We start from the raw sequence: 23,562 nt of genomic DNA on the forward strand, positions 1-23,562 counted from the left end.
AAAATGTAGATTTATCTCACATTCTTTTCCTGCTTTTTATATTTTGCTTTTGTAACCTTTTTCCTACCGATATTCTCCCATAAAGAACAGCGCTACTGTTCCCGGTCCGGAATGGGTTCCGATCGTAGCCCCGATCGTATTGATCAGAAAACTTTCATATCCGAACTTTTCTCTGACCAGTTTTGCCACATACTGTGCATCCTCCTCACAGTCACCATGACTGATAAAGATAATATCATTTTTATCTTTCCAGCTTCCGATGCGCTCTTCCATCATGGAGACCAGCGTCGCCAGAGATTTCTTTCTTCCCCGTACCTTACTTAATGGAATCAGATGTCCCTCGTCATCCACGTGAAGCAGCGGTTTCAGATTGATCATTGTTCCCACGATAGCTGCGGCTTTTGATACTCTGCCACCTCTGTACAGATGGAACAGATCATCTACGGTAAATACATGGCAGAAGTTCTGTTTGTGTTCTTCCAGCCATGCAGCCACTTCCTCCATGGACGTTCCCTCTTCTTTCATCTGTACTGCCTTGTAGACAAACAGACCTTCCCCGAGAGATGCACACAGCGAATCCACTACGATGATCTTTCTGTCCGGATATTCCTCTTTCAGTTCTTCTGCTGCCAGCCGCACACTGTTATAGCTTCCGCTCAGTCCGGAAGAAAATGCCAGATGCAGCACATTATTTCCCGCTTCCAGAATCGGACGAAGTACATCTTTCGCTTCCTCACTGTTGACCTGAGATGTCATCGGCATGGAACCCGCCCGCATCCGGTTGTAAAACTCTTTCACATCCAGTTCATTTTCTTTGTTGTATGTGACACCTTCCAGCTGGTAAGTCAGATACATATATTCTACCTGATGTTCTTTGTAATAAGAATAAGGCAGATCAGCAGTATTGTCTGTCGTAATTACATAGTTTTCCATAAGCTGTCCTCCTTCGGCACTTTTTCTCATTTTACCATTACTGCTCTCCCTGTGCAACCTTCTCGGCAAGAACCTCTTTTGCTTTTTTCATCTGTGCATCCTTACTCTCCCATTCTTCCTGGGAAAGTTCGTTAAACTGCGACGGACTGGTAAATTCTTCCGCATCCTCCGGCCAGCCAACCTCCACATCCGGAGTGATACCGGTTCCCTGGATGTTTACTCCGTTCGGTGTGTAATATTTCGAAGTGGTCAGTTTGACCGCGCTGCCATCTCCCAGGGCAAAGGTCTGCTGTACGATTCCTTTTCCGAACGTCGTGGTTCCCACCAGGGTTCCAACCTCATGATCTTTGACAGCCCCGGAAAAGATCTCTGCTGCACTGGCACTGTTTTCATTGACCAGAACCACCAGCGGAATATCGATCGGTGTTTTTCCTTTACAGGTATGCTCCGTCCGATGTCCGCTCTTATCTTCGGTATACACGATCATACCTTTCGGAAGAATCTGTTCCAGCGTATCACATACCGCTGTCAGAAGTCCGCCCGGATTTTCCCGCAGATCGACCAGCAACCCCTTCATTCCCTGTTCGTTCAGTTCACTGTAAGCCTTCTTAAACTGTTCCGAAGTACCGTCGGTAAATTCTGTGATCTGAATATATCCCAGAGAATCGTCGAGCATCCGGCTCTTTACCACCGTGACCTCCACTTTTTCCAGTGATACCGTGATATCCGTCGCTGTGCCGTCACGTTCGATTGTTAAAACTATCTGTTTTTTGTTATCTTCCCGGATGATTTTTGAGATCTCCGACAGTTCTTTTCCTGTAATATCCTCTCCGTCCACCGCAGTCAGGATATCACCTTTCTGGATCCCCGCCTGCTCGGCCGGACCGCCTTCTGCCAGATCTACAATACTCACCACACCGCTGTCCGGATCCTTGGACATCGTAAGTCCCACGCCGGTATACACTCCCTGTGTGGATTCCTGCAGTTGTTTATAGTCCTCTTCTGAATAATATCCGGAATATGGATCCTGCAGGCTTGCCACGATTCCGCTGTACATGCCATCCTCCATCGTATACTGACTTTTTTCATCCTCATCCTTGTAGTCCAGATAATATGTGTCCACTAGCTTTGCGATCTTGGACGCTTTCGCCAGATCACTCATGCTCAGTGCCTGATCCCCGATCAACGGAAGGGAACCAAAGCAGATAAAATATCCGGCACCGCCCACAACCACGCAGGCTGCTACGCCTCCCACAAATCCCCTGATCCAGGTTTTCATTTTTTCTGTCATTTCTGTTGTCTCCCGTCTGTTCCTATGATACCCCGTATTTTCCGTTTGCTCTTTTTCCGGGCATAGATAAGTGTAGAAAAGGGGCTGCCGCTTTCCCGCTGCATCCCCCTTTGTATCTTTCTTTTATAAATCTCTGTTTCCTTACTGTTCCCTTTTCATCAGACTCTCAGATGTTTACGGATCGTGATCACACTACCGAACAGTCCGATACCCATACCAAGGATCAGCGCCACCGGTGTCAGTACTTCAAATACCTGTGTGACACTCATAAACTGTACCACACTGCTCAACATACTGAACTTGGTAAGAACATATTCGATCACTTTCTTGTACATGACAAAAAGTAATACCAGCGGAATGATCGCTCCGATCAGACCGATGATCATACCTTCGATCAGAAACGGTGCTCTTACAAAGAAGTTCGTCGCACCGATCAGTTTCATGATTCCGATCTCCTCTTTACGGATCGAAATACCGATTGCTACCGTGTTGCTGATCAGGAAGACCGCCACACAAAGCAGGATCAGGATGATCGCCACGGATATGTAAGTCAGTAAGGTATTAAAGGAAGATAAGGTCTGTGTCGCTCCCTTTAACTGGTTGACTTCCCGGACACCATCAAGTCCCTCGATATATTTTACCAGGGCATCCTGATGCTCGATCTTGTCCACATAGACAGAATAACTGGATGAGTTTGCCAGCGGGTTATCGTTCTTGAACCCTTCTGCCATCTCAGATGCCAGTTCTGTATTACCAAAATACTGTTTGGACCATTCGTCCCAGGCTTCTTCCGCCGACACATACTCTACTTTCGTTACGCCTTTATAGGACTTGATCTGTTCCCCGATGCTGTTGATCGTCGCCTGATCCACCCCATCATCAAAAAGTACGGTAACTGCCACCCCCTCCTCTGCATTCTTTACGATATACCGGAAGTTGATCAGCAGTGAAAAGAACAGACCAAATAAGAAGATACATGCTGTCATGGTAGCTATGGAAGCCGCGGAGAACATGATATTTCTCCATATATTTTTGATTCCCTGTTTGGCACTGTAGCCGATTGTACTAATCCTCAAGATATCCACCTTCCTCTTCGTCGCTGACAATTACACCTTTTCTCATGGTAATTACGCGCTTTCTGAATGAATTGACGATTTCTCTGTTATGGGTTACTACCAGAACGGTAGTTCCTCTCTCGTTGATCTCTTCGAGCAGTTTCATAATCTCCAGTGAATTCTTCGGATCCAGATTACCGGTAGGCTCATCTGCCAGAAGAATATTCGGACGGTTTACCAGTGCACGGGCCAGTGCCACACGCTGCTGTTCCCCACCGGATAACTCTCTCGGAAATGATTTGTACTTTTCTGCCAGTCCTACCAGTGTGAGAATCTCCGGCACACGCTTTTTGATCACACGGTTCGGCCGCTCGATCACGCGCTGTGCGAATGCCACATTCTCATATACGTTTCTGTCTTTCAACAGCCGGAAATCCTGAAATACAACGCCTACCCCACGACGGTATTTCGGAACCTTTCTGCGTTTCATCTTGCCAAGATCCTGATCATTGACAATGATCGTTCCGGAAGTCGGTTCCAGTTCCTTTAACAGTAATTTGATCAGCGTGGATTTCCCGGATCCGCTGTTTCCTACTATAAATACAAATTCCCCTTTATCAATGTGCAGTGATACGTCGTTTAAGGCCGGCTGACCTTTGGCGTAAGATTTGCTTACATTTTCCAACGTAATCATATACTCCTCCTGTTTCTATTCATCTCATCAATAGTCTAAGGTTTCCATATACTTCATATATCGTACGACCATAAGAGCAATCTTGAAAGTGATCGCATCTTCGAATACTCTCAGATCAAGACCGGTGCTCTTCTGGAGCTTATCCAGCCGATATACCAGTGTGTTTCTGTGAATGTACAGCTGACGGGATGTCTCTGATACATTCAGGCTGTTCTCAAAGAACTTGTTGATGGTTGTGATGGTCTCCTCGTCGAAATCATCCGGCGATTTATTCTCGAAGATCTCCTTGATAAACATCTTGCACAGCGGAATAGGAAGCTGATAGATCAGCCGGCCGATTCCCAGTGAGCTGTAGGCAATGACCTCTTTTTCGTCAAAGAAGATTTTTCCGACATCCAGTGCCATCCTTGCTTCTTTATAAGAACGGGAGACTTCCTTAAGTTCTTTTACAATGGTTCCGTATGCGATATGCACCAGTTCATCCTTCTCGCGTACCGCCTGAAGAATCGCCTCTGCGATCTTCTGCATCTCTGCATAGCCGTCGCCCGGATTCACTTCCTTCACCACGATAATACTCTTCTCATCGACAGCGGTGATAAAGTCACCCTTTTTTCCCTGGAAAATATTTTTCACATTTTCAAGAGCCGTGTAGTCTTTTCCCTGAGCGGTTTCCAGGATAAACACCACGCGCTTTGCCTCCACTTCAATGTGCAGCTTTTTGGCTCTGTTATAGATATCCACCAGAAGCAGGTTATCCAGTAACAGATTCTTGATAAAGTTGTCTTTATCAAAACGCTCTTTATAGGCCACCAGCAGATTCTGAATCTGAAATGCTGCCATCTGACCAATCATATAAATATCTTCACTGCCTCCGCTGACAACCAGTACATACTCCAACCGGTTTTCATCGTATACTTTGAAAAACTGGTTTCCCTGTACTACCTGACTGTCCGCAGGAGATGCGGCAAATCCTAAAATATCACTGCTGCTTATTTCCGGATTCTGTGCGGTGAACGCCAAGATTTTCCCCTCTGTATCGGCAACACAGAAATCACTTCTGGAAATATTTTTCAAACCATCCAGTGTGTTTTGCAGTATCTGATTTGAAATCATAATCATACCCTCTTTCAGTACATAGTTTATTTAGAATCTGCTATCCACCCCTGATAAGCAAAGTCTCTTAAATCATATTCTAATATAAAATGCACAAAAAATAAAGAGAAAAACATGAAAAAGTAACAATCAGAGCAGATTTTCACATTTTGTTCACACTTTATATTCCTGAAATCCCTCTCCAAGAACCTCTCTCGCATCCGTAACGATCATGAATGCTCTCGGGTCTACCTCTGCAACTGCCTCTTTCAGCTGTACGATCTGTTTCTTTCCAACGACGGAAAAGAGCATCAGACGTTCTGTCCCTGCATACATCCCCTGTGCATGCACACCGGTCACTCCGCGGTCCAGATCCTCAAGGATCCTTCGCGATACTTCTTCCTGATGATCCGTGATAATATAGACTGCTTTTGCATAATTCAGACCTTCCTGCAGACCGTCCGTTACTTTTCCCACGATATAGATCGCCACAATGGCATACATCGCTTTGGTCGGTCCGAAGACAAAGGCTCCGATCACCACGATCATTCCGTCGATCACCTGCATGATCCGCGCAATGGAAATATGTTTTACATACCGCTGGATCAGCGATGCCACCAGGTCGGTTCCACCGGTGGTTCCGCGTCCTAAAAAGACCAGACCGATGCCGGTTCCCTGGATCACACCACCGATCAGCACTGCCAGCACCATATCGCCTTCCACCAGCGGGATCACCGGGATCACGGTCAGCCAGAAGGACAGACTGACAGTTCCCCAGATGGTTTTTGCCATAAAGCCAAAGCCCATAATTTTGATACCAAGGAAAAATATGGGGATATTCAGCAACAGGTTGGTCACTCCCAGCGGAATACCACCCGGAATCAGCGGTTCCGTCACCGATTTTACAATAATTGCGATGCCGCTGAAACCACCGTCTACGATCCCATTCGTATCAAATGCGGACTTCAGTGCGATCGACATCAGTGCCGTACCGATAAAAATCAGAAGATAATCTCTGATCCATGGTTTTTGTTTGATCATACTCTTCATTTCTTCACCACGCCTTTTCTTTACCTCAAAAAAGTATCCTGAAAACCAAAATTGGTCCATTGAACCACACTATGCCCGCTGTCTGAAAACTCTGTCCTCCCGGTTATTCTGCCCGAAATACAGATTTTCATTATTTTGCATAGTAAGGATTCAGTGAACCAATTTCAGTTATTTTTTATAAGTGATATATTTGTTCTCTGCCAGAATGCGGAAGAACGTTGTCAGCCGTTCATAAAGAGGTTCTGCCTCTTTGCCGAAATATTCTTTCACCTTCTGTCCGATCTCATAGATGTTCTGCTCTCCGTCAATTTCTTTCCAGATAAAACTTCCGAATACATCCATGTGAATATGACTTACCTTCGGGCGGTTGAAAGCAACCTGCGCCACTTTTGCGGCGATGCCGCGGTGGGTAACGTCCACCGTGACGATGCCTTCCTCATCCGCCTGCCAGGGAAGCTCCGGATTCTTTACAGGAACAAAATCCAGATAATTTCTTTTATCTCTCATTATTTACTTTTTGTCTTACTCCATACAGAGAATTTCAGCAGACTCAGGATCATCAGAGCCAGCACGATCAGTCCGACGATGTTTCCTGCAGCACCGGACAGATTAAACAGACCACCGATAATAGCAGCGATACTGTTGTCACCCACTTTAATGATAGCAAGAACTGCCATCAGGATACCAACCAGACCTTCGCCGGCGATCATACCGGCACAGTACAGCGTACCGTTGCTGATCATTTCTTTCTTCTTTGCTTCTGCTTCTTTCTTCTTATCCAGGAACAGACGAACCACACCACCTACCATAATACCGCAGGACAGGTAGATCGGCAGATACAGACCGATAGCAAACGGCATAACCGGTACACGAAGTACTTCCAGAGCCAGAGCCAGGAATACACCCATGAATACCAGTACCCACGGAAGTTTTGCATCCATGATACCTTCCACGATCATTTTCATCAGAGTAGCCTGTGGTGCAGGGATCTCTGCGGAACCAAAGCCCCATGCTTTGTTTAACAGAGACATAACGCCTGCAATTGCAAAACCGGAAGCAACAACACCGATCAGCTCACCTACCTGCTGTTTTGCAGGAGTCGCACCTACGATAAATCCGGTCTTTAAGTCCTGAGAAGTATCACCTGCGATCGCTGCGATGACACAGATGATAGAACCGATTGCGATAGCACCGGTCATACCTGCCATACCGGTGTTACCGGTAGCTTTCAGTACGAAAGTGGAGATCAGCAGAGTAGCGATCGCCATACCGGAAACCGGGTTGTTGGAACTTCCGATCAGACCAACCATTCTGGAAGATACGGTTGCGAAGAAGAAACCGAAGATTGCGATCAGGAATGCACCCAGAAGGCTTACCGGTACAGACGGTACCAGCCAGATCAGGATGATCACGATCAGAATGATTCCGAGAACAACCGGCATCTTCAGGTCACGGTCAGTACGGACATTCGTTCCGCCGGATGTATTTTTCAGACTCTTCATTGCTCCGGCAAATGTTTTTATGATCAGCGGCAGAGATTTCAGAAGGCTGATCACACCACCGGTAGCGATCGCGCCGGCACCCACGTATTTGATAACGTTAGACCAGATAGCACTTGCTCCGTTTGCTGCATAAACTTCTGCGATGGTCTGACCTGCCAGACCGGTGTTACCCAGTGTGGCAAAATCGATACTTCCGCCGAAGAAGACAACTGCCGGGATCAGAACCAACCATGCAATGATACCGCCGGCAAACATATAGGAGGAAATGGATGGTCCACAGATGTAACCAACACCGATCAGTGCCGGATAGATCTCCACACCGATCTGGCCTGCATATCCTTTGATATTCGGAGTTGCAATATCGGACGGAACAATTTTCAGTCCGTCTACGATAAATTTAAATGCAGCACCAAGTCCCATACCTGCAAATACAGTAGAAGCGTTAGAACCGCCCTCTTCACCTGCCAGCAGAACCTCTGCACATGCCATACCTTCCGGATACGGCAGGGTACCATGTTCTTCTACGATCAGTGCTTTTCTCAGCGGGATCATAAACAGAACACCCAGGATACCACCAAACAGGGCGATCAGGGTAATCTCCAGGTAACCGGGCATATCAATTTTTCCTTCCTCTGCCCACAGGAATAAAGCCGGCATGGTGAAGATTGCACCTGCCGCTAATGACTCACCGGCGGAACCGATGGTCTGGACCATGTTGCTCTCCAGAATAGAGTTCTTTTTCATGATCACACGAATCACACCCAGAGAAATAACTGCTGCCGGAATGGAAGCAGATACAGTCATACCGACTTTTAATCCCAGGTATGCGTTTGCTGCGCCGAATACCACTGCCAGAATAATACCCATCAGAATCGATGTCACGGTAAATTCCGGAAGAACTTTGTCCGCACTGATATAAGGCTTAAAGCTTTCGTTCTTCTTATCCATTTTTCTTTTCTCCCTTGTCTCATCCTCCGAACGAAGAGGATTCATATTCAGTCTCCAAACTGCTACTAAAACTCTAACAGCTTAGAGTCATACTATTTTACTATAACAAAATCCCCTGTCGGATTCAATGAGAAATATTAACAATTTTCTTCTAATTGTTTGTTCAAATAGCTACCTACGATGCGGGAAAATCGGGAAATATCACGAATATAGGCAAAATCTCTTCCGAAGATCTTTTTCTCCGCTTCCAGATCCTTCTCCTCCCCTGCAAATACCCCGAGAACCGACACCCCGAGGTTTCTGAGACGCCGTACTTCCGTTCCGGTATCGCGCACCGCATAATCTCCGTGGTAGGGCTGCGGATTTCTCGCGTTCGGACGGTTCAGGATCACATCATAGGGGCGTCCGTCACTCAGGATGATCATAATTTTCCGCTCCTCTTCCCGTTCGAGAAGCCCAAGGGAAGCCGCCCGGATCGCCAGTCCGTCCCGGTTATTTGAGGAAGTCGTAAAGTTGAATATCTTTTCATTTGCCGAAGCATCTTCATCGTACTCCCGGTAGCGCTGCAGGATCGTATGATCCCAGAAGGTACAAAAGCTCATCACACGGTGTGGGATATGCACGCTGCTCAAAGCCTGCATGATGATATATGCCTGCAGTGCCACCTGTTCCTGCCGCACCCTCTGGGAACCGCTGGCATCGATCAAAACATCCACCACAAAGGTGCTTCCGTCTGCCGGACAGATCTGGGAAAACAGTTTCGCATCCCGGCTTCTGCCGATCTTCCAGAGTCTTTCCGGACAGATCCGTCCCCGGTCGGAAAGAATCGTCGTCTCTTCCTGCCGCATCGCCATCGCTTTTTTCAGGATCCCGGAGAGGATCGCGATGTTCTGTTTGACGGCGCGGTGATTGTCATAATAGGCGTATTTGTTTTTTCCCTGCTGCTTTTTCGCGTATTCCAGCTGATAATTCCGCTTTACCGGATTTGCCAGGATTCCATCCGTAAAATACAGTCCACAGTCGGCATGGATTCCGCGGCACAGCTGAAAATTGATCTTTTTTTCTTCCAGTGGTGACAGATAGGTTTTCCCGAAATTCAGTTCAATATACGTGTATACCTTTTTCAGATCTTCCTCGGATACCCGGACGATCTTTCTTTTTTTCGAACTGTCTTCCTTTTCTTCTTTCTCTTCTGCGTGATTCTGCCCGGTTGCCGTCATCTGCTTGCTCATCTGTTCCAGATAGGCTTCAAAATTTTCTTCATACATCTCTTCCGTAAGAAAATCCCGCCAGTTGTACTCCATCAGTTCTTCCACCGTCACTGCAAGCACCTGTTCCAGATTCCCGTGCATCTGTTCAAATCCTGGATCCACCCAGGCGTTATAACAGGCATCGATCGTGCGGATGACTTCCATCGTATCCACAGCTTCCTCCAGCGGTTCGATCCGATCCAGCTGTTTTCGGATCTTTTCCTCACACCGCCTGTCCCCGGTCAGTACCTGCCGCATCATCGCCAGTTGCAGCCGTCCGAACTCCGATCTTACCAGCGTATCCATCTCATGATCCAGCACGTATGCATACGCCTTTTTCTGGATCGATGCCACGCCTTTCCGCTCCCGGGCGATCCGGTTTCCCACTGCTTTTTCGATACACAGCTGTGCGATCGCCACCAGCGCATCCTCACGCGCACCCAGATAGACTTTTTTTACCAGATACATGCTGAGAATTTCTTTCTCAAAATATTTTGCAAAGGCTCCCTGTTTGATCCCATCGTACAGTGCGATATATTTTGATTTCAAAAAGCCATCCACATCCGGCTTCGCCTCCAGCGTATAATCCCCGCAGACGGTCCAGATGATGTTTTTCATCCGGTTTGCGATCTCTAACTGTCTCTCTTCGAGTTCTTCTCTGTTCATCTAAAACACCTGCGCTGCGGTCCACTCTTCCGGGATTCTCGTCATGACCACATCTTCTACAATCTCTTTTTCAAATCCGTCAAAACACTTGTTGATCACGCCCATCCGCACAGCGAGGGACGGATGCAGCCCCTGTTTTATGGCTCGCAGGGAAGCAAGGATGCCGCGAAGATCCAGGGCTTTTGTGGAGATTTCTCCGTTCTCCGCCTTCTTTTGCAGATCCAGGAAGAGTCCGATAAACTGTTCGATAGCTTCCGGTTTTCCATCCGGGAAAGAAGTAGTAAATATTTTTTCCAGCGTTTCCTCGTTCTGATCCGGCATCTGGATCACCAGGAATCGGGATACCAGCGCCTCGTTCAGTTCCTTGGTTCCTGCATAGCCGTAGTTCATCGTTCCGATAAAACGTGTAGCAGGATGCAGATCAATCTTGTCATATCCCGGCACATCGATACTTCTTCGATAGTCCAGTGTCGCATGCAGCACTGAGACTGCATCGTTCTTTGCCATATTAATCTCATCCAGTATACCAAATCCACCGTACTCCGCGCACTGGTAGATGCTTCCTTTTCGCAGTTTCACCTGATTGTCTTCAAAGGTATCGGTTCCGATCAGATCGCCGCTTCCGGTATTGACATGGAAAGAAATATTATAGGAAGGTCTTCCGAAGATCCAGGCAAGGTTCTCTGCCAGGATGTTTTTTCCTGTCGCCTTGGAACCGGAGAGCAGGAGGTTTTCTTTCTGCAACAGGGCAGCGATTCCCATCTCCAGAATCTCGGTTCCGTAAAATGGCATCATGGGTTCTGTCACCCGGTATTTTACTTTCTCTTCCACCGGGTACTGATTTCTGAATTCTTCTACGGCGTGGATCAGTTGCGGATGAATTTGCTGCTGTTCCAGATATGTTCTTACATCCATCGTTGTTGTTTCTCCTTTATTCACAATTTGTTCATTTTTCTTTTAAAATACATTCACTTTTGCATCATGATTTTTTCATTTCTGGTGCATATAATGTATTATATCAAATCAAAAGCAAGATACAAGCGAATTACTTTTGATAACACTTTTTCATAATTGTGCCAGGTACCTTTGGAAGGAGGTAGCTGGCACCCTCCTTTTTTACCCCAAAACAGGCGGATGATCTGTTGACAGATCATCCGCCTGTTTTTATGTGATTGGTTTGATTTTGTGTTTAGACTTCGAACATCAGGTCGCCGTAGGATGGCATTGGCCACATTTCTTTGTCTACGATCATTTCCAGCTGGTCGATTGGTTTGCGCAGGGCTTCCATGGCGGCGTTTACTTCGTCGTGGTAGTATCTGGCCTGGCGCTCGTTGTTTTCGATCAGGGATGCGGCTTCTGTTTTTTCCTGGAGGGTCTTGAGAGCTGTCTGGCTTTCTCTCAGAAGTTTTGTGGTTTCTTTCAGAAGTTCGGTCTCCACGCTCACGTCCATACCCGGGATGGTCTGGATGGAGATGATGGCGTCAGCCAGGTGTTTCGCATATTTGATCACTGCCGGGATGATCTGTTTTGCTGCGATATCGATCATCGCTCTTGCTTCCACGTTGATTTCTTTCGCGTAAGTCTCGTATTTGACTTCGGTACGGGACTCCAGTTCTGTCTTTGTAAATACATGGAAGTGCTCGAACATAGCGATGGATTTCTCTGTAGTCAGTGCCGGGATGGCATCTACCATGGAGCGGATGTTTGGCAGACCACGGCGTTTTGCTTCTTCTACCCATGCATCGGAGTATCCGTTTCCGTTGAAGATGATTCTCTGATGTTCTGCGCAGTTTGTCTTGATCAGATCATGAACTGCCACATCGAAATCTTCCGCATTTTCCAGAATCTTGCAGGCTTCCTGAAAAGCTTCTGCCACGATGGTATTCAAAACGATATTCGGTGCTGCCACAGAATCCTGGGAACCTACCATACGGAACTCAAATTTGTTTCCGGTGAAAGCAAATGGTGAGGTGCGATTTCTGTCGGTAGCATCTTTTGCCAGATCCGGCAGGGTACGCACACCGGTCATCAGACGGCCGCCTTTTAAGCTGTGATCTGCAGTACCGGTGCTTACCAGCTGTTCTACCACATCTTCGAGCTGTTCGCCCAGATAGATGGAGATGATGGCCGGCGGTGCCTCGTTTGCGCCCAGACGGTGATCGTTACCGACATCGGATGCGGATTCACGAAGCAGATCTGCATGACGGTCTACGGCTTTCAGGATACAGCTCAGTACCAGAAGGAACTGTACGTTCTCATGCGGTGTTTTTCCCGGCTCTAACAGATTGATACCATCATCGGTAACCAGGGACCAGTTGTCATGTTTTCCGGAACCGTTGACACCTGCAAATGGTTTTTCATGCAGGATACATTTGAGACCATGTTTTCTTGCCACACGCTTCAGAGTCTGCATGATGATCTGGTTGTGGTCTACGGCAATGTTTGCCGGTGCGTAGATTGGAGCAAGTTCGTGCTGTGCCGGTGCAACTTCATTGTGCTGGGTCTTTGAGGATACACCCAGTTTCCACAACTCTTCGTTGACATCTTTCATGTAGCCGGCAATCTTCTGACGGATGGTTCCGAAGTAATGATCGTCCAGCTCCTGACCTTTTGGAGGCATCGCGCCGAACAGGGTCCTTCCGGTATAAATCAGGTCTTTTCTCTTCATAAATTTTGCCGCATCCACCAGGAAATACTCCTGTTCCGCACCAACAGATGGGGTCACTTTTTTGGAAGTGGTATTGCCAAACAATCGGATCAGACGCAGGGCTTCTTTGTTGATGGCTTCCATGGAGCGAAGCAGCGGAGTCTTCTGATCCAGTGCTTCTCCTGTATAGGAGCAGAATGCCGTTGGGATACAGAGTGTTGCACCTGCTGCATCCTGACGCACGAACGCCGGGGAAGTACAATCCCACGCTGTATATCCTCTCGCCTCAAAGGTCGCACGCAGACCGCCGGACGGGAAAGAAGACGCATCCGGTTCACCCTTGATCAGTTCTTTTCCGGAAAAGCTCATCAGTACCTTTCCATCCGGTTTCGGTGCTGTGATAAATGCATCGTGCTTTTCTGCGGTTACACCCGTCAGAGGCTGGAACCAGTGACTGTAATGGGTAGCGCCTTTTTCAATCGCCCATTCTTTCATCTCATGAGCAACCACATCAGCGATCTCCAGCGTCAGTTCTTTTCCCTCTTCCATCGTCTGTTTCAGTTCTTTGTATACTTTTTTAGGCAGGCGGGCCTGCATGACCGCATCGTTAAATACATTTTCTCCGAAAATCTCAACCACGTTTACATACTCACTCATTTTTCCTATCCTTTCCGTCTTACCCCGATTTCCATCTCCATGTTTTCCGCTGCCATGTTCTCCGCCATGGCCTATCGACTGCTAGAGCGTGTCTGAAAAAGGCTTTTCGTGAGCTGCGAGTCCCAGTTTGTGGGAGATTTTATCCGAATGAGGGCGGCGTAGCGGGCTACGGCAACCGAATGAGGGTAAAATATACCGCAAAGTGGGGCTTGCAGATTGTGGAAATGATTTTTCAGACTCGCTCTAGCTTCAAAAAAGGCAGTCCACTTTTTTGATAAGCAGACTGCCTACTTGTTACCATGTATATCAAAGTTGGTCTGACCGACCAGTTTTGATTAGATTTCTCAAGCTTTGTTTACAGAACCGAACAGTTCCATTTTTTCTTTTACAGTAGCTTTGATTGCTTCTGCTCCCGGAGCCAGAAGTTTTCTTGGGTCAAAGCCTTTACCTTCCAGGTCTTTTCCAGCTTCGATGTATTTACGTGTAGCATCTGCAAATGCCAGCTGGCACTCTGTATTTACATTGATTTTGGATACGCCCAGATCGATTGCTTTTTTGATCTGATCAGCCGGGATACCTGTACCACCGTGCAGTACCAGAGGCAGTTCTCCTGTCAGTTCCTGAACAGCTGCCAGAGTTTCGAAGCTCAGACCTTTCCAGTTTGCCGGATATTTTCCGTGGATGTTACCGATACCTGCTGCCAGGAAATCAACACCCAGATCTGCGATCATTTTGCATTCCTTCGGATCTGCACACTCGCCAGCGCCGATAACGCCGTCTTCTTCACCACCGATGGAACCAACTTCTGCTTCCAGAGACATTCCGTGTTCTTTTACGATTTTAACCAGTTCAGTTGTTTTTGCAACGTTCTCTTCGATTGGGTAATGAGAACCATCGAACATGATAGAAGAGAATCCTGCTTCTACGCATTTCAGGCATCCTTCATAGCTGCCGTGATCCAGATGCAGAGCAACCGGAACAGTGATGTTCAGCTCTTCCAGCATTCCGTTAACCATTCCTACAACAGTTTTGTAACCTGTCATATATTTTCCAGCACCTTCGGATACACCAAGGATTACCGGGGAGTTGCATTCCTGTGCAGTCTGCAGAATAGCTTTTGTCCACTCAAGGTTGTTGATGTTGAACTGTCCTACTGCATAGTGACCTGCTTTTGCTTTTTTTAACATTTCTGTAGCTGATACTAACATAATCAAACCTCCTACGTTCACGTTTTTATTTCTTGTATATTATAACCCATCAACTTCTGAAATTCAAGAGTTGATGAAAATATCAAGCGCCTGCTTTCTGTTTTTTATGTTTACCTCTTTATGCTCACCGCCAAATTCACCGTCCAGCGTCCAGGAAATCGCTTCATCTCCGTGGATATACAGGCTGTCCGCTTTGAATGCATCGATCATATCGGTGTCATCGTACGCATTGATCAGCGCGGCGATGATCTCATTTAATTCCAGAGGATTCTTCGGTTTTTTGATCAGGGTGACCTCGAAAAGTCCGTCATCCATCTCGACATCGTTTCCAACCAGATTGCGGAAACCGCCTACGGAATGGGAATTTGTGATCATTCCATAGATATAATCGCCTTCGTGTACTTCCCCGTTGGCTTCCACACACAGATGGTAGGTCTTGACATCGAAGATTCTCTTTGCCCCTTCCATCACATAAGCAAGATGTCCCAGAATATTTTTCAGATCCTGGCTGGTCTCATAGGAGACATCGGTAAACATACCGAATGCTGCCACATAGATAAAATTATCTTCATTGAAACTTCCGACATCCACGGAAAACAGATGACCGTCAACGATGTCCTGCGCTGCTTTCACCATATCCCGGGAAATCTCCAGACTGTTTGCAAAGTCATTCGTACTTCCCGCCGGGATATACCCAAGCGGTACCGACGCACCGATTTCCATCAGACCGGTTACCACTTCGTCCAGCGTTCCGTCTCCACCGCTGCACACGATCAGATCAACCTCTTCTGCCATGATCTTTGCCATCTTTTCCGCATCCTTCGCTCCCTGGGTCGGATGAACCACTACTTCATAGCCGCCCTTGACAAAGACGTCGATGATATCCATCAGTTTATTGCGAATCTGCCCTTTTCCTGATCTCGGATTGAAGATAAACAGCATTCTTCCTTTCATAGTACACCTCATCTCTTCATTCTTTCTTACAGTTTCCCCACGATAAACCTGTCTCTTCTCTCACAGATATTTCCCTATCTGCCCGTTTGGGCTCATTATACCACGCCTTTTGTCTTTTGTAATCAGTTTGATTCCTAAAATTTTACAGAAAATTTACGAAAATACCGTCATATTTTCTCTTTTTTATTTTCTGTGACTTAATCACGGAATCTTTCCGGGCAGATGTGGTATCCTATCATCATAAAAATACAGGAGGTCATACTATGGAATATACATTTACAACAGAAAATTTTGAAACAGAAGTGCTCGGCTCCGATGTGCCGGTGCTGGTTGATTTCTGGGCTACCTGGTGCATGCCGTGCCGTATGCTTGCCCCGGTGATCGAAGAGATTGCTTCGGAAAATGAGGGAAAGATCAAAGTCGGCAAAGTCAACGTCGACGAAAACCCGGATCTGGCAAGAAAATACCGCGTGATGAGCATTCCTACCGTTCTGGTATTTAAAAACGGCGAACTGACAGCTACCAGCGTCGGCGTGGACAGCAAAGAAAATATTCTGAAACTGCTGGAGAAATAATTTCTTCTCTTAATAATCCAAAAAGGATAGCAATGAAGCGTTTTTCGTATTTCCATTGCTATCCCTTTTTCTTTTTATGAATCATGCTACAACTTCCTGTATAACTGCTTCCGATCGAGGACTGCTACGCCGCCCCGGAACAGTTCCACGCATCCTTCTTTTACCAGCACTTTCAGTGTTCTGCTGACCGCTTCTCTGGCACTTCCGATGGCTTTTGCGATCTGCTCCTGCGTCATGTAGATTTTTCCGTCTTCGCTTCCTCCTGACTCATCCAATAAAAATCCTGCCAGACGCTGTTCCAGGCTGGCAAACAGGATTTTCTGGATCGCGGCGATAATATCGGAAAAACTCTCGTTGATCTTTTTATAGATAAAGTTTTCCAGATACAGATTCTTTTCCATGATCTGCCGGAGCACACCGGTGGGAAGCAGGTAGACTTCACTGTCCGCCTCCGCGTCGATCTGAATATCAAACGGCAGTGCCGGAAGCAGACAGGATGCCGAGATCACGCAGAGTTCGCCCGGATGGATCCGGCACACGGTAGCTTCCTTCCCGTCTTCCGAAACCAGATTTGCACGCAGGATCCCGCTGCATACCAGGAAAATACCCAGACAGTCCCTTCCGGTATCCGTAACCATCTGCCCTTCTCCGTATGTACTCCATCGAATCTGCTCCTGAAGCATCTTCTTTTCTTCTTCTGACAAATACTCCCAGAAAGCATAACTTCCAAATAACTGCTCGATCTTCGTCCGTTCCATGCCCCGTCTCCTTTTCGATCTTTTCTGTCTGCATTATAAAACAGCTGTTGAATGGCTGTCAACGACTACAAAAACCCCTCTTCACCGGAATTATATTTTCCCGGTAAAGAAGGGTTCTGTTTATCGGAACAATACGCAGTTGCCGGATTCCCGATAATATCGGATACGTTCTTCAATCGCTTTTCGCTCACAGTGCAGCGCTTCCGCCAGACAGTCCATGCACAGGAAACTCGAAGCGGTTCGTGACACCAGTTTCATGTAGATGGCTTTCTCATCGGAAGTCAGATGTGCACCGCATTTTCTGCAATCCATTGATTTTTCCACAGCTTTCTTTTTATCTTTGTTTTTATTTTTCTACGAGATGCGCACGCACTACCACACATCCATGGGATGGAACAACCGGTGCAAATCGTTCAGTAAATTCGCCCAGTTCTTCTCCTGTGATGCAGTCATGCAGAGCCAGGGATACCCCGGCAGCATATGGGATACCCATATCCCAGAATTCCAGAGAAAGTTCTCTCTGTGTATCGCTGAAATTAAAGATACCGATTGCAAGATCTCCATCTGCCAGCGGTTTTACCAGAGTAAATGCCTCGTTTTCGTTATAGACATCCGGAAGTGGTTTGATCACATACGCACCGCGTGACTCCAAGTCCTGATTGATGGCGATCAGATCTTTGTTTAACAGGGTTTTCTTCGTCTCCTCGGATGCTTTTCGCAGATCACAGCCCATGATCAGCGGAGATCCCATAATTGCCCACAGTGCAAAATGTGTCAGGTATTCCTGATCCGTACAGCCGCCGATCTTGCTTCCGATAAATCCGTCATTGCTGGCGCCGTGCATTCCTACGACAAGCATGTCCATATCATTGTGGCAGAAATTACCGGTATACGGCTCTTTTCCCATCTGAGAGATTGCCAGGTTTGTGATGGATTCCCAGTTATCCTGGATATCTCCGGTAGAACGGTAGGTATGCGCTCCGGAGGAACGGATCCAGTCATAGACTCCGTCGGTTCCCCAGTTACATGCTGCAAACAGGATCTCCCTACCACAGTTCTTTAGGGCAAGGCTCATGCGTTTGTACAGGATTTCACCCGGAATCTGGCGCGGTTTGAAGCAGTAGTCGTATTTCAGATAATCCACGCCCCACTCTGCGAACTTTTTCGCATCCTGGAATTCGTGTTCAAAGCTTCCCGGATAGCCGGCGCAGGTATGGGTTCCGGCACAGGAATACATACCGAATTTGAGTCCTTTTTCGTGTACGTAATCACTGACCCATTTCATTCCATGCGGGAATTTCTCCGGATCCGGAACCAGATTGCCGTCAGCATCACGCTGTTTCAGGCTCCAGCAGTCATCAATGACCAGATATTCGTATCCGGCTTCCAGATATCCGTCTTCTACCATGCGGTCTGCCATCTCACAGATCATTTTTTCATTGATATCCCAGGTAAAGGTGTTCCAGGAATTCCAGCCCATCGGAGGGGTCAGTGCGATTGGTTTATTCATTTTGTTATCCATCCTTTCTTCTTTTCCGACATCTCTTCTGATATTCATCCATTCCTTCGCTGATATTATATATTTTTGCTAAATCTCAGCTGTTTGGGATGCATTTTCAGAATCTTTGATATCTCTATCATACCTGTTATCCTGATAATTTTATATAGTAATTTGTTGCATTTTCTATGTAAAAAGATGCCAAAAACGCCGACCTGTGTTTCCACAGATCGGCGTCTTATATTATCGTTTGAACAATTCTGAAATTATACCAGCTCCAGAACTACTTCCATAGCTGCGTCACCTTTACGCGGTCCGATTTTGATGATTCTTGTGTAACCACCGTTACGGTCAGCATATTTTGGTGCGATTTCGTTGAACATTTTGTCTGCCATGTCAACGTCTTTTGTGTTTTTCTTTCTTCCAGCAGCTTCTGTCGGAACAGCTTTTACCGGATAGAATACTTTCATCATCTGACGTCTTGCATGCAGTCTGGAAGGAGCGTCTTTCTTGATCTCTTTCTGTACTTCATCGTAAACAGTTACTTTCTTTCCGTCTACAACTTCTTTTACTCTCTTGCCATCAGCATCTTTACGAGCAACTTTAGCTGTAACAGTTACTGTTTCAAAGTTGTCTTTTTCTTTTACAGCCAGAGCGATCAGCCCTTCAGCAACTTTGCGGATTTCTTTTGCTTTTGCTTCTGTAGTAACGATTTTACCATGATATAACAGATTTGTTACCTGGTTTCTGATTAACGCTTTTCTCTGTGCAGATGTTCTGCTCAGTTTTCTATATCCTGCCATTTTATTTTCCTCCATTTGTGGAACAGCCGGTCATGCTTCTTTGGTCTTACTGACGGACTGCTTGATCTTCTACAAATATTCCTTTACCCTACCGGCCAGTTACCGGCAGTTGCAGCAAACGAGCTGCTTCTTATTCTTCACCAGGATTTAACTGTAATCCCAGCTCCTTTAATTTTGCAAGTACTTCTTCCAGAGATTTCCGTCCCAGGTTACGGACTTTCATCATATCTTCAGAAGTTCTGTTGCAAAGTTCTTCAACGGTATTGATACCGGCTCTCTTCAGACAGTTGTAGGAACGAACGGACAGCTCCAGCTCGTCGATGTTCATTTCCAGAACTTTCTCTTTTTCATTGTCCTCTTTTTCAATCATGACTTCTGCAGTCTTAGCATTTTCAGAGAGGTCGATGAACAGTTTCAGATGCTCGCTCAATACTTTTGCAGCCAGGCTGACTGCTTCATCCGGATCCAGAGTTCCTTTTGTATAAACATCCAGAGTCAGTTTATCATAGTCAGTGATCTGACCGACACGAGTGTTCTGAACTGTCAGGTTTACACGCTCTACCGGTGTATAGATTGCATCTACAGCTAATACGCCGATCGGCATATCATCTGTTTTCCCTTTGTCTGCACTGACGTAACCACGACCTTTTGTAATGGTCAGTTCCATATACAGTTTGCTGTCTGGTCCACCGTTTAAGGTAGCGATTACCTGGTTCGGATTCATGATCTCGATATCCTGGTCAACCTGGATATCAGATGCTCTTACCACGCCTTCGCCTTCGAACTCGATGTATGCGATCTTCGGATCATTGCTTTCGCTTGTGTTCTTGATCGCAAGACTCTTCAGATTCATGATAATTTCGGTTACATCCTCTTTTACACCCGGGATGGAACTGAACTCGTGCAGAACGCCTTCGATTTTTACCTGGCTGACTGCAGCACCCGGCAAAGAGGACAGCATGATTCTTCTCAGGGAGTTACCCAGAGTAATACCATAGCCACGCTCTAACGGTTCTACTACAAAGCGGCCATATTTTTTATCATCGGAAATTTCTGTAATCTCAATTTTTGGTTTGTTAAAATCAAACATACCAGGCCCTCCTTATTGGGATAATGATTTTCACTGAGGGTAACATATGGGAAATGGCCCACGCGTAAACGGTGAGCCATAACTCACAATTATTTAGAATACAACTCGACGATAAGCATTTCGTTTACAGGTACGTCAATTGCATCTCTTGCAGGAACTTCTTTAACAGTTCCTTTTAATGCTTCCTGATCAACATCCAGCCATTCCGGAACCAGTCTTCCGCCGGTTACTTCCAGAATGTCTTTATATCTCTGAGAAGATTTTTTAGCTTCTTTGATTTCGATCTGATCTCCGGCTTTTACCAGGTAAGACGGAATGTTTACCTGTTTGCCGTTTACCAGTACATGTTTGTGGTCAACGATCTGACGAGCTTCTCTTCTGGTTCTTGCGAATCCCAGACGGAAGATTACGTTGTCCAGTCTCATTTCCAGCATAGCCATCAGGTTGCTACCTGTCATACCAGGCATCTGGTCAGCTTTCTTGTAGTAGTTACGGAAAGGTTTTTCCAGAACACCATAGATGAATTTTGCTTTCTGTTTTTCTCTCAGCTGCAGACCATATTCAGATGTTTTACGGTTTGCTCTTTTTAACTGTCTTGTGGATTTTTTGTCAATTCCTAAATAGATAGGATCCAGACCCAGGGATCTACATCTTTTCAGAACTGGTACTCTATTTACTGCCATAATCTACTGACCTCCTAATTAGACTCTTCTACGTTTTGGTGGACGGCAACCATTGTGTGGTACCGGAGTTACGTCTTTGATACTTACTACATCAAGTCCGCATGCGGAAAGAGCACGGATTGCTGCTTCTCTTCCTGATCCCGGTCCTTTTACGAATACATCAACAGTTTTCAGACCATGAATTAACGCTGCTTTTGTAGCTGTTTCTGCTGCTACCTGAGCTGCATAAGGAGTAGATTTTCTTGAACCTCTAAATCCCAGACCACCGGCACTTGCCCATGATAAAGCATTTCCTTCAGCATCTGTCAGAGTAACGATTGTGTTATTGAAAGATGACTGGATGTGTGCCTGTCCGCGTTCAACGTTTTTCTTTACACGACGTTTTGTCGTTTTCTTTGTCACTTTAGCCATTTTAAAAACTAACCTACACTTTCTTCTATTCTATGTTACTGGTTGCCACGAATTATTTCTTCTTGTTTGCTACAGTTCTCTTAGGACCTTTTCTTGTTCTTGCGTTGGTCTTTGTTTTCTGACCACGAACAGGCAGGCTCTTTCTATGACGGATACCTCTGTAGCATCCGATCTCCTGCAGACGTTTGATGTTCATAGCGATCTCTCTTCTCAGATCACCTTCTACAGTCTGAGTCTCATCGATTACAGCACTGATTCTTTTTACTTCTTCGTCCGTGATATCTCTAACACGGGTGTTCGGATCTACGTTAGCTGCTTCCAGGATACGGGTAGCGCTTGTTCTACCGATTCCGTAGATATAAGTTAATCCGATTTCAATACGTTTTTCTCTTGGTAAGTCTACACCAGCAATACGTGCCATGTAATTTTCCTCCATCTTCTACTTGACCAGTCCAGACAGCCCATATGTCACCATATGTCTGAAATGTGTGTCTCATCCGGTCATATTAATATTTTCCTAATTGGGATGCCGGTATGTGAAGCATCCAGCCATGTCTCCATGACCTTTCCGGCTTAGCCGGTATTAAGCAATATTATAAGGGATGCAACGCTCTCTACGGCGTTCATCCGCCGGAGGCTCTCCGGTACACCACTCCGGAGCACTCTCATTATAATATCTAAACAGTACAACACATCCAGATGTGTCCTACTGCAGCCGCACTTAATTTTGAAGCTCTCGCTTCCAAACAGTCAGATCTAATTGACGGATTAGCCCTGTCTCTGTTTGTGTTTTGGATTCTCGCAGATTACTCTGATACTACCTTTTCTTTTGATGATCTTGCATTTTTCGCAGATCGGTTTAACAGATGATCTTACTTTCATGTGAATCCTCCTTTCTCCTTCTTAGCTAAGACGCATTCCCGCGCCTGCTCATGGTGGAAGAACCCTGTTTTTTGCGCACAAAAAAAGAACGCATTCACAAAAGTTCGTTTTACAGTATAGCATTCTCTTTCCAAAAAAGCAAGCCATTTTTTCAATTTTTTTCTGCTTTTTCAGCCGTTCTCCCCGTTATCCCAAAACCAGCACCAGCCGGATACTTTCCTCCGTCAGCAACACTTTGTGGGCGCCTAGGGTAAGCTTTGAGATCCGACACCTACGCAGACTTAGGCTCGAGCGCTCTCGCGAGAGTCTTAGTCGTAGTTGGTGGCTAGCTCAAAGTTACCCTGCCCACGTTGCTTACGGAGGAAAGTATCCGGCTGGTGCGTCCCCTTCGGGATAACTATTCTTTATTTATCTCTCCAGATAATTCTACCCTTAGACAAATCATACGGAGAAAGTTCCATAGTAACCTTATCTCCCGGTAAGATACGAATAAAATTCATTCTCAGCTTACCACTGATATGTGCCAATACCACATGTTTATTTTCCAGCTCAACCTTGAACATTGCATTCGGCAATTTTTCAAGGACAGTGCCTTCTACTTCAATAACATCTGCCTTAGACATTGCTTTCCCTCCTGTTTTACTTTTCGCCGTATTCTCTTCTTCCACGGATGACATCCGAATCCTGAAGATCTCTTCCTTCCCGGATCACGTTTTCGATCCATTCCGGAATATGCCGATCAATCTGAACATGTTTGATCCTTTTCTTTTTCGGATGATCCAGTGTCCGGAGCTTTCCGTCCACCAGATATACAAAAGGCTCTTTCACATCCAGAATCATATAGACCTTTCCCTTATCATGACCGGCAAGGGATCTGGCCATCATGCCAACACCATATCCTTCCATCCAGGCACC

General features: G+C 46.2%; 26 protein-coding genes and 1 pseudogene. 2 read left to right on the forward strand and 25 right to left on the reverse strand.

The genetic code is table 11. The features are described 5' to 3' along the window. Nucleotides 1-63 precede the first annotated feature (63 nt). The 12 genes from ETP43_RS12085 to ETP43_RS18545 all read right to left on the reverse strand — a co-directional run bounded on the left by ETP43_RS12085 (nt 64) and on the right by ETP43_RS18545 (nt 13,979). A complete protein-coding gene (locus ETP43_RS12085; protein ID WP_129258331.1) occupies nt 64-933 on the reverse strand; it encodes a DegV family protein in 870 nt (289 codons plus the stop codon). A gap of 37 nt (nt 934-970) precedes the next feature. Further along, on the reverse strand, nt 971-2,224 hold the full coding sequence (locus ETP43_RS12090) for a S41 family peptidase (protein ID WP_243114270.1): 1,254 nt from the start codon (nt 2,222-2,224) through the stop codon (nt 971-973). A 158-nt stretch (nt 2,225-2,382) separates the two neighbouring features. Next, a complete protein-coding gene (gene ftsX / locus ETP43_RS12095; protein ID WP_106491847.1) occupies nt 2,383-3,300 on the reverse strand; it encodes a permease-like cell division protein FtsX in 918 nt (305 codons plus the stop codon). After that, nucleotides 3,290-3,973, reverse strand: coding sequence for a cell division ATP-binding protein FtsE (ftsE, locus tag ETP43_RS12100; RefSeq protein ID WP_022399961.1), 684 nt, complete (start codon nt 3,971-3,973; stop codon nt 3,290-3,292). The genes ftsX and ftsE overlap by 11 nt, the downstream gene beginning before the upstream one ends. Nucleotides 3,974-4,000: 27 nt before the next feature. Further along, nucleotides 4,001-5,086 carry a PucR family transcriptional regulator gene (locus ETP43_RS12105; protein WP_022399962.1) on the reverse strand — a complete coding sequence of 362 codons (1,086 nt, stop codon included), beginning with the start codon at nt 5,084-5,086 and terminating at the stop codon, nt 4,001-4,003. 153 nt (nt 5,087-5,239) lie between these two features. Next, nucleotides 5,240-6,115, reverse strand: a complete 876-nt coding sequence (locus ETP43_RS12110) for a YitT family protein (protein WP_129258333.1) — start codon at nt 6,113-6,115, stop codon at nt 5,240-5,242. 168 nt (nt 6,116-6,283) lie between these two features. Further along, the gene (locus ETP43_RS12115) at nt 6,284-6,622 is read right to left on the reverse strand and encodes a PqqD family protein (protein ID WP_129258335.1); all 339 of its coding nucleotides are present in this window, start codon (nt 6,620-6,622) and stop codon (nt 6,284-6,286) included. Next, nucleotides 6,622-8,565 (reverse strand): OPT family oligopeptide transporter, encoded by a 1,944-nt coding sequence (locus ETP43_RS12120; protein WP_129258337.1) that lies wholly within the window; start codon nt 8,563-8,565, stop codon nt 6,622-6,624. Before ETP43_RS12120 ends, ETP43_RS12115 begins: the two co-directional genes overlap by 1 nt. A gap of 137 nt (nt 8,566-8,702) precedes the next feature. Further along, complete coding sequence (locus ETP43_RS12125; RefSeq protein WP_129258339.1) at nt 8,703-10,481, reverse strand: cobaltochelatase CobT-related protein; 1,779 nt, start codon at nt 10,479-10,481, stop codon at nt 8,703-8,705. Next, the gene (locus ETP43_RS12130; protein ID WP_022399967.1) at nt 10,482-11,396 is read right to left on the reverse strand and encodes an AAA family ATPase; all 915 of its coding nucleotides are present in this window, start codon (nt 11,394-11,396) and stop codon (nt 10,482-10,484) included. Between the two features lie 274 nt (nt 11,397-11,670). Continuing rightward, nucleotides 11,671-13,785, reverse strand: a complete 2,115-nt coding sequence (locus ETP43_RS12135; RefSeq protein ID WP_129258341.1) for a glutamine synthetase III family protein — start codon at nt 13,783-13,785, stop codon at nt 11,671-11,673. A 71-nt stretch (nt 13,786-13,856) separates the two neighbouring features. Beyond that, nucleotides 13,857-13,979 (reverse strand): DUF6783 domain-containing protein, encoded by a 123-nt coding sequence (locus ETP43_RS18545; protein WP_334295530.1) that lies wholly within the window; start codon nt 13,977-13,979, stop codon nt 13,857-13,859. On the opposite strand from ETP43_RS18545, the pseudogene ETP43_RS18550 reads away from it, so the two are divergent. Continuing rightward, nucleotides 13,938-14,060: pseudogene (locus tag ETP43_RS18550) on the forward strand (DUF6783 domain-containing protein); the annotation flags it as partial. The gene ETP43_RS18545 and the pseudogene ETP43_RS18550 overlap by 42 nt on opposite strands. Before the next feature lie 69 nt (nt 14,061-14,129). Here ETP43_RS18550 and fba read toward each other — a convergent pair. Together fba and ETP43_RS12145 are read right to left on the reverse strand one after the other, a co-directional pair. Beyond that, on the reverse strand, nt 14,130-14,993 hold the full coding sequence (fba, locus tag ETP43_RS12140; RefSeq protein ID WP_022399969.1) for a class II fructose-1,6-bisphosphate aldolase: 864 nt from the start codon (nt 14,991-14,993) through the stop codon (nt 14,130-14,132). 63 nt (nt 14,994-15,056) lie between these two features. Then, nucleotides 15,057-15,947: a diacylglycerol/lipid kinase family protein gene (locus tag ETP43_RS12145; RefSeq protein WP_022399970.1), complete on the reverse strand. Its 891-nt coding sequence runs from the start codon at nt 15,945-15,947 to the stop codon at nt 15,057-15,059. A gap of 263 nt (nt 15,948-16,210) precedes the next feature. Here ETP43_RS12145 and trxA point away from each other — a divergent pair, with 263 nt between their 5' ends. Continuing rightward, the gene (gene trxA, locus ETP43_RS12150; RefSeq protein WP_129258343.1) at nt 16,211-16,522 is read left to right on the forward strand and encodes a thioredoxin; all 312 of its coding nucleotides are present in this window, start codon (nt 16,211-16,213) and stop codon (nt 16,520-16,522) included. An 86-nt stretch (nt 16,523-16,608) separates the two neighbouring features. On the opposite strand, the gene ETP43_RS12155 is transcribed toward trxA, so the two are convergent. The 11 genes from ETP43_RS12155 to ETP43_RS12205 form a co-directional block, all read right to left on the reverse strand. Further along, nucleotides 16,609-17,280 carry a Crp/Fnr family transcriptional regulator gene (locus ETP43_RS12155; protein WP_129258345.1) on the reverse strand — a complete coding sequence of 224 codons (672 nt, stop codon included), beginning with the start codon at nt 17,278-17,280 and terminating at the stop codon, nt 16,609-16,611. 120 nt (nt 17,281-17,400) lie between these two features. Beyond that, nucleotides 17,401-17,604 carry a hypothetical protein gene (locus ETP43_RS12160; RefSeq protein ID WP_243114271.1) on the reverse strand — a complete coding sequence of 68 codons (204 nt, stop codon included), beginning with the start codon at nt 17,602-17,604 and terminating at the stop codon, nt 17,401-17,403. 22 nt (nt 17,605-17,626) lie between these two features. After that, nucleotides 17,627-18,838 carry a glycoside hydrolase family 27 protein gene (locus tag ETP43_RS12165; RefSeq protein ID WP_243114272.1) on the reverse strand — a complete coding sequence of 404 codons (1,212 nt, stop codon included), beginning with the start codon at nt 18,836-18,838 and terminating at the stop codon, nt 17,627-17,629. A gap of 206 nt (nt 18,839-19,044) precedes the next feature. Further along, nucleotides 19,045-19,581 (reverse strand): bL17 family ribosomal protein, encoded by a 537-nt coding sequence (locus ETP43_RS12170; RefSeq protein WP_022172313.1) that lies wholly within the window; start codon nt 19,579-19,581, stop codon nt 19,045-19,047. A gap of 130 nt (nt 19,582-19,711) precedes the next feature. Further along, nucleotides 19,712-20,671, reverse strand: a complete 960-nt coding sequence (locus tag ETP43_RS12175) for a DNA-directed RNA polymerase subunit alpha (RefSeq protein ID WP_022172312.1) — start codon at nt 20,669-20,671, stop codon at nt 19,712-19,714. A gap of 89 nt (nt 20,672-20,760) precedes the next feature. Next, nucleotides 20,761-21,354, reverse strand: coding sequence for a 30S ribosomal protein S4 (rpsD, locus tag ETP43_RS12180; RefSeq protein WP_022399975.1), 594 nt, complete (start codon nt 21,352-21,354; stop codon nt 20,761-20,763). An 18-nt stretch (nt 21,355-21,372) separates the two neighbouring features. After that, nucleotides 21,373-21,765 carry a 30S ribosomal protein S11 gene (gene rpsK / locus ETP43_RS12185; RefSeq protein WP_022172310.1) on the reverse strand — a complete coding sequence of 131 codons (393 nt, stop codon included), beginning with the start codon at nt 21,763-21,765 and terminating at the stop codon, nt 21,373-21,375. A 52-nt stretch (nt 21,766-21,817) separates the two neighbouring features. Then, the gene (gene rpsM / locus ETP43_RS12190) at nt 21,818-22,186 is read right to left on the reverse strand and encodes a 30S ribosomal protein S13 (RefSeq protein ID WP_022399976.1); all 369 of its coding nucleotides are present in this window, start codon (nt 22,184-22,186) and stop codon (nt 21,818-21,820) included. A gap of 347 nt (nt 22,187-22,533) precedes the next feature. Further along, nucleotides 22,534-22,647: a 50S ribosomal protein L36 gene (gene rpmJ, locus ETP43_RS12195; RefSeq protein WP_003497809.1), complete on the reverse strand. Its 114-nt coding sequence runs from the start codon at nt 22,645-22,647 to the stop codon at nt 22,534-22,536. A 404-nt stretch (nt 22,648-23,051) separates the two neighbouring features. Continuing rightward, on the reverse strand, nt 23,052-23,270 hold the full coding sequence (infA, locus tag ETP43_RS12200; RefSeq protein ID WP_106491835.1) for a translation initiation factor IF-1: 219 nt from the start codon (nt 23,268-23,270) through the stop codon (nt 23,052-23,054). A 16-nt stretch (nt 23,271-23,286) separates the two neighbouring features. Next, nucleotides 23,287-23,553, reverse strand: coding sequence for a KOW domain-containing RNA-binding protein (locus ETP43_RS12205; RefSeq protein ID WP_022399978.1), 267 nt, complete (start codon nt 23,551-23,553; stop codon nt 23,287-23,289). Between the last annotated feature and the right edge of the window lie 9 nt (nt 23,554-23,562).

It is taken from the genome of Blautia faecicola, assembly GCF_004123145.1.
In the GTDB taxonomy this organism is placed as follows: domain Bacteria; phylum Bacillota; class Clostridia; order Lachnospirales; family Lachnospiraceae; genus Oliverpabstia; species Oliverpabstia faecicola.

Coding starts and splice junctions, on each gene's coding strand:
- ETP43_RS12085 (WP_129258331.1), bottom strand. CDS start 933: ATGGAAAACTATGTAATTACGACAGACAATACTGCTGATCTGCCTTAT.
- ETP43_RS12090 (WP_243114270.1), bottom strand. CDS start 2,224: ATGACAGAAAAAATGAAAACCTGGATCAGGGGATTTGTGGGAGGCGTA.
- ftsE (WP_022399961.1), bottom strand. CDS start 3,973: ATGATTACGTTGGAAAATGTAAGCAAATCTTACGCCAAAGGTCAGCCG.
- ETP43_RS12105 (WP_022399962.1), bottom strand. CDS start 5,086: ATGATTTCAAATCAGATACTGCAAAACACACTGGATGGTTTGAAAAAT.
- ETP43_RS12110 (WP_129258333.1), bottom strand. CDS start 6,115: ATGAAGAGTATGATCAAACAAAAACCATGGATCAGAGATTATCTTCTG.
- ETP43_RS12115 (WP_129258335.1), bottom strand. CDS start 6,622: ATGAGAGATAAAAGAAATTATCTGGATTTTGTTCCTGTAAAGAATCCG.
- ETP43_RS12120 (WP_129258337.1), bottom strand. CDS start 8,565: ATGGATAAGAAGAACGAAAGCTTTAAGCCTTATATCAGTGCGGACAAA.
- ETP43_RS12125 (WP_129258339.1), bottom strand. CDS start 10,481: ATGAACAGAGAAGAACTCGAAGAGAGACAGTTAGAGATCGCAAACCGG.
- ETP43_RS12130 (WP_022399967.1), bottom strand. CDS start 11,396: ATGGATGTAAGAACATATCTGGAACAGCAGCAAATTCATCCGCAACTG.
- ETP43_RS12135 (WP_129258341.1), bottom strand. CDS start 13,785: ATGAGTGAGTATGTAAACGTGGTTGAGATTTTCGGAGAAAATGTATTT.
- fba (WP_022399969.1), bottom strand. CDS start 14,993: ATGTTAGTATCAGCTACAGAAATGTTAAAAAAAGCAAAAGCAGGTCAC.
- ETP43_RS12145 (WP_022399970.1), bottom strand. CDS start 15,947: ATGAAAGGAAGAATGCTGTTTATCTTCAATCCGAGATCAGGAAAAGGG.
- trxA (WP_129258343.1), top strand. CDS start 16,211: ATGGAATATACATTTACAACAGAAAATTTTGAAACAGAAGTGCTCGGC.
- ETP43_RS12155 (WP_129258345.1), bottom strand. CDS start 17,280: ATGGAACGGACGAAGATCGAGCAGTTATTTGGAAGTTATGCTTTCTGG.
- ETP43_RS12165 (WP_243114272.1), bottom strand. CDS start 18,838: ATGAATATCAGAAGAGATGTCGGAAAAGAAGAAAGGATGGATAACAAA.
- ETP43_RS12170 (WP_022172313.1), bottom strand. CDS start 19,581: ATGGCAGGATATAGAAAACTGAGCAGAACATCTGCACAGAGAAAAGCG.
- ETP43_RS12175 (WP_022172312.1), bottom strand. CDS start 20,671: ATGTTTGATTTTAACAAACCAAAAATTGAGATTACAGAAATTTCCGAT.
- rpsD (WP_022399975.1), bottom strand. CDS start 21,354: ATGGCAGTAAATAGAGTACCAGTTCTGAAAAGATGTAGATCCCTGGGT.
- rpsK (WP_022172310.1), bottom strand. CDS start 21,765: ATGGCTAAAGTGACAAAGAAAACGACAAAACGTCGTGTAAAGAAAAAC.
- rpsM (WP_022399976.1), bottom strand. CDS start 22,186: ATGGCACGTATTGCTGGTGTAGACTTACCAAGAGAAAAACGTATTGAA.
- rpmJ (WP_003497809.1), bottom strand. CDS start 22,647: ATGAAAGTAAGATCATCTGTTAAACCGATCTGCGAAAAATGCAAGATC.
- infA (WP_106491835.1), bottom strand. CDS start 23,270: ATGTCTAAGGCAGATGTTATTGAAGTAGAAGGCACTGTCCTTGAAAAA.
- ETP43_RS12205 (WP_022399978.1), bottom strand. CDS start 23,553: ATGGAAGGATATGGTGTTGGCATGATGGCCAGATCCCTTGCCGGTCAT.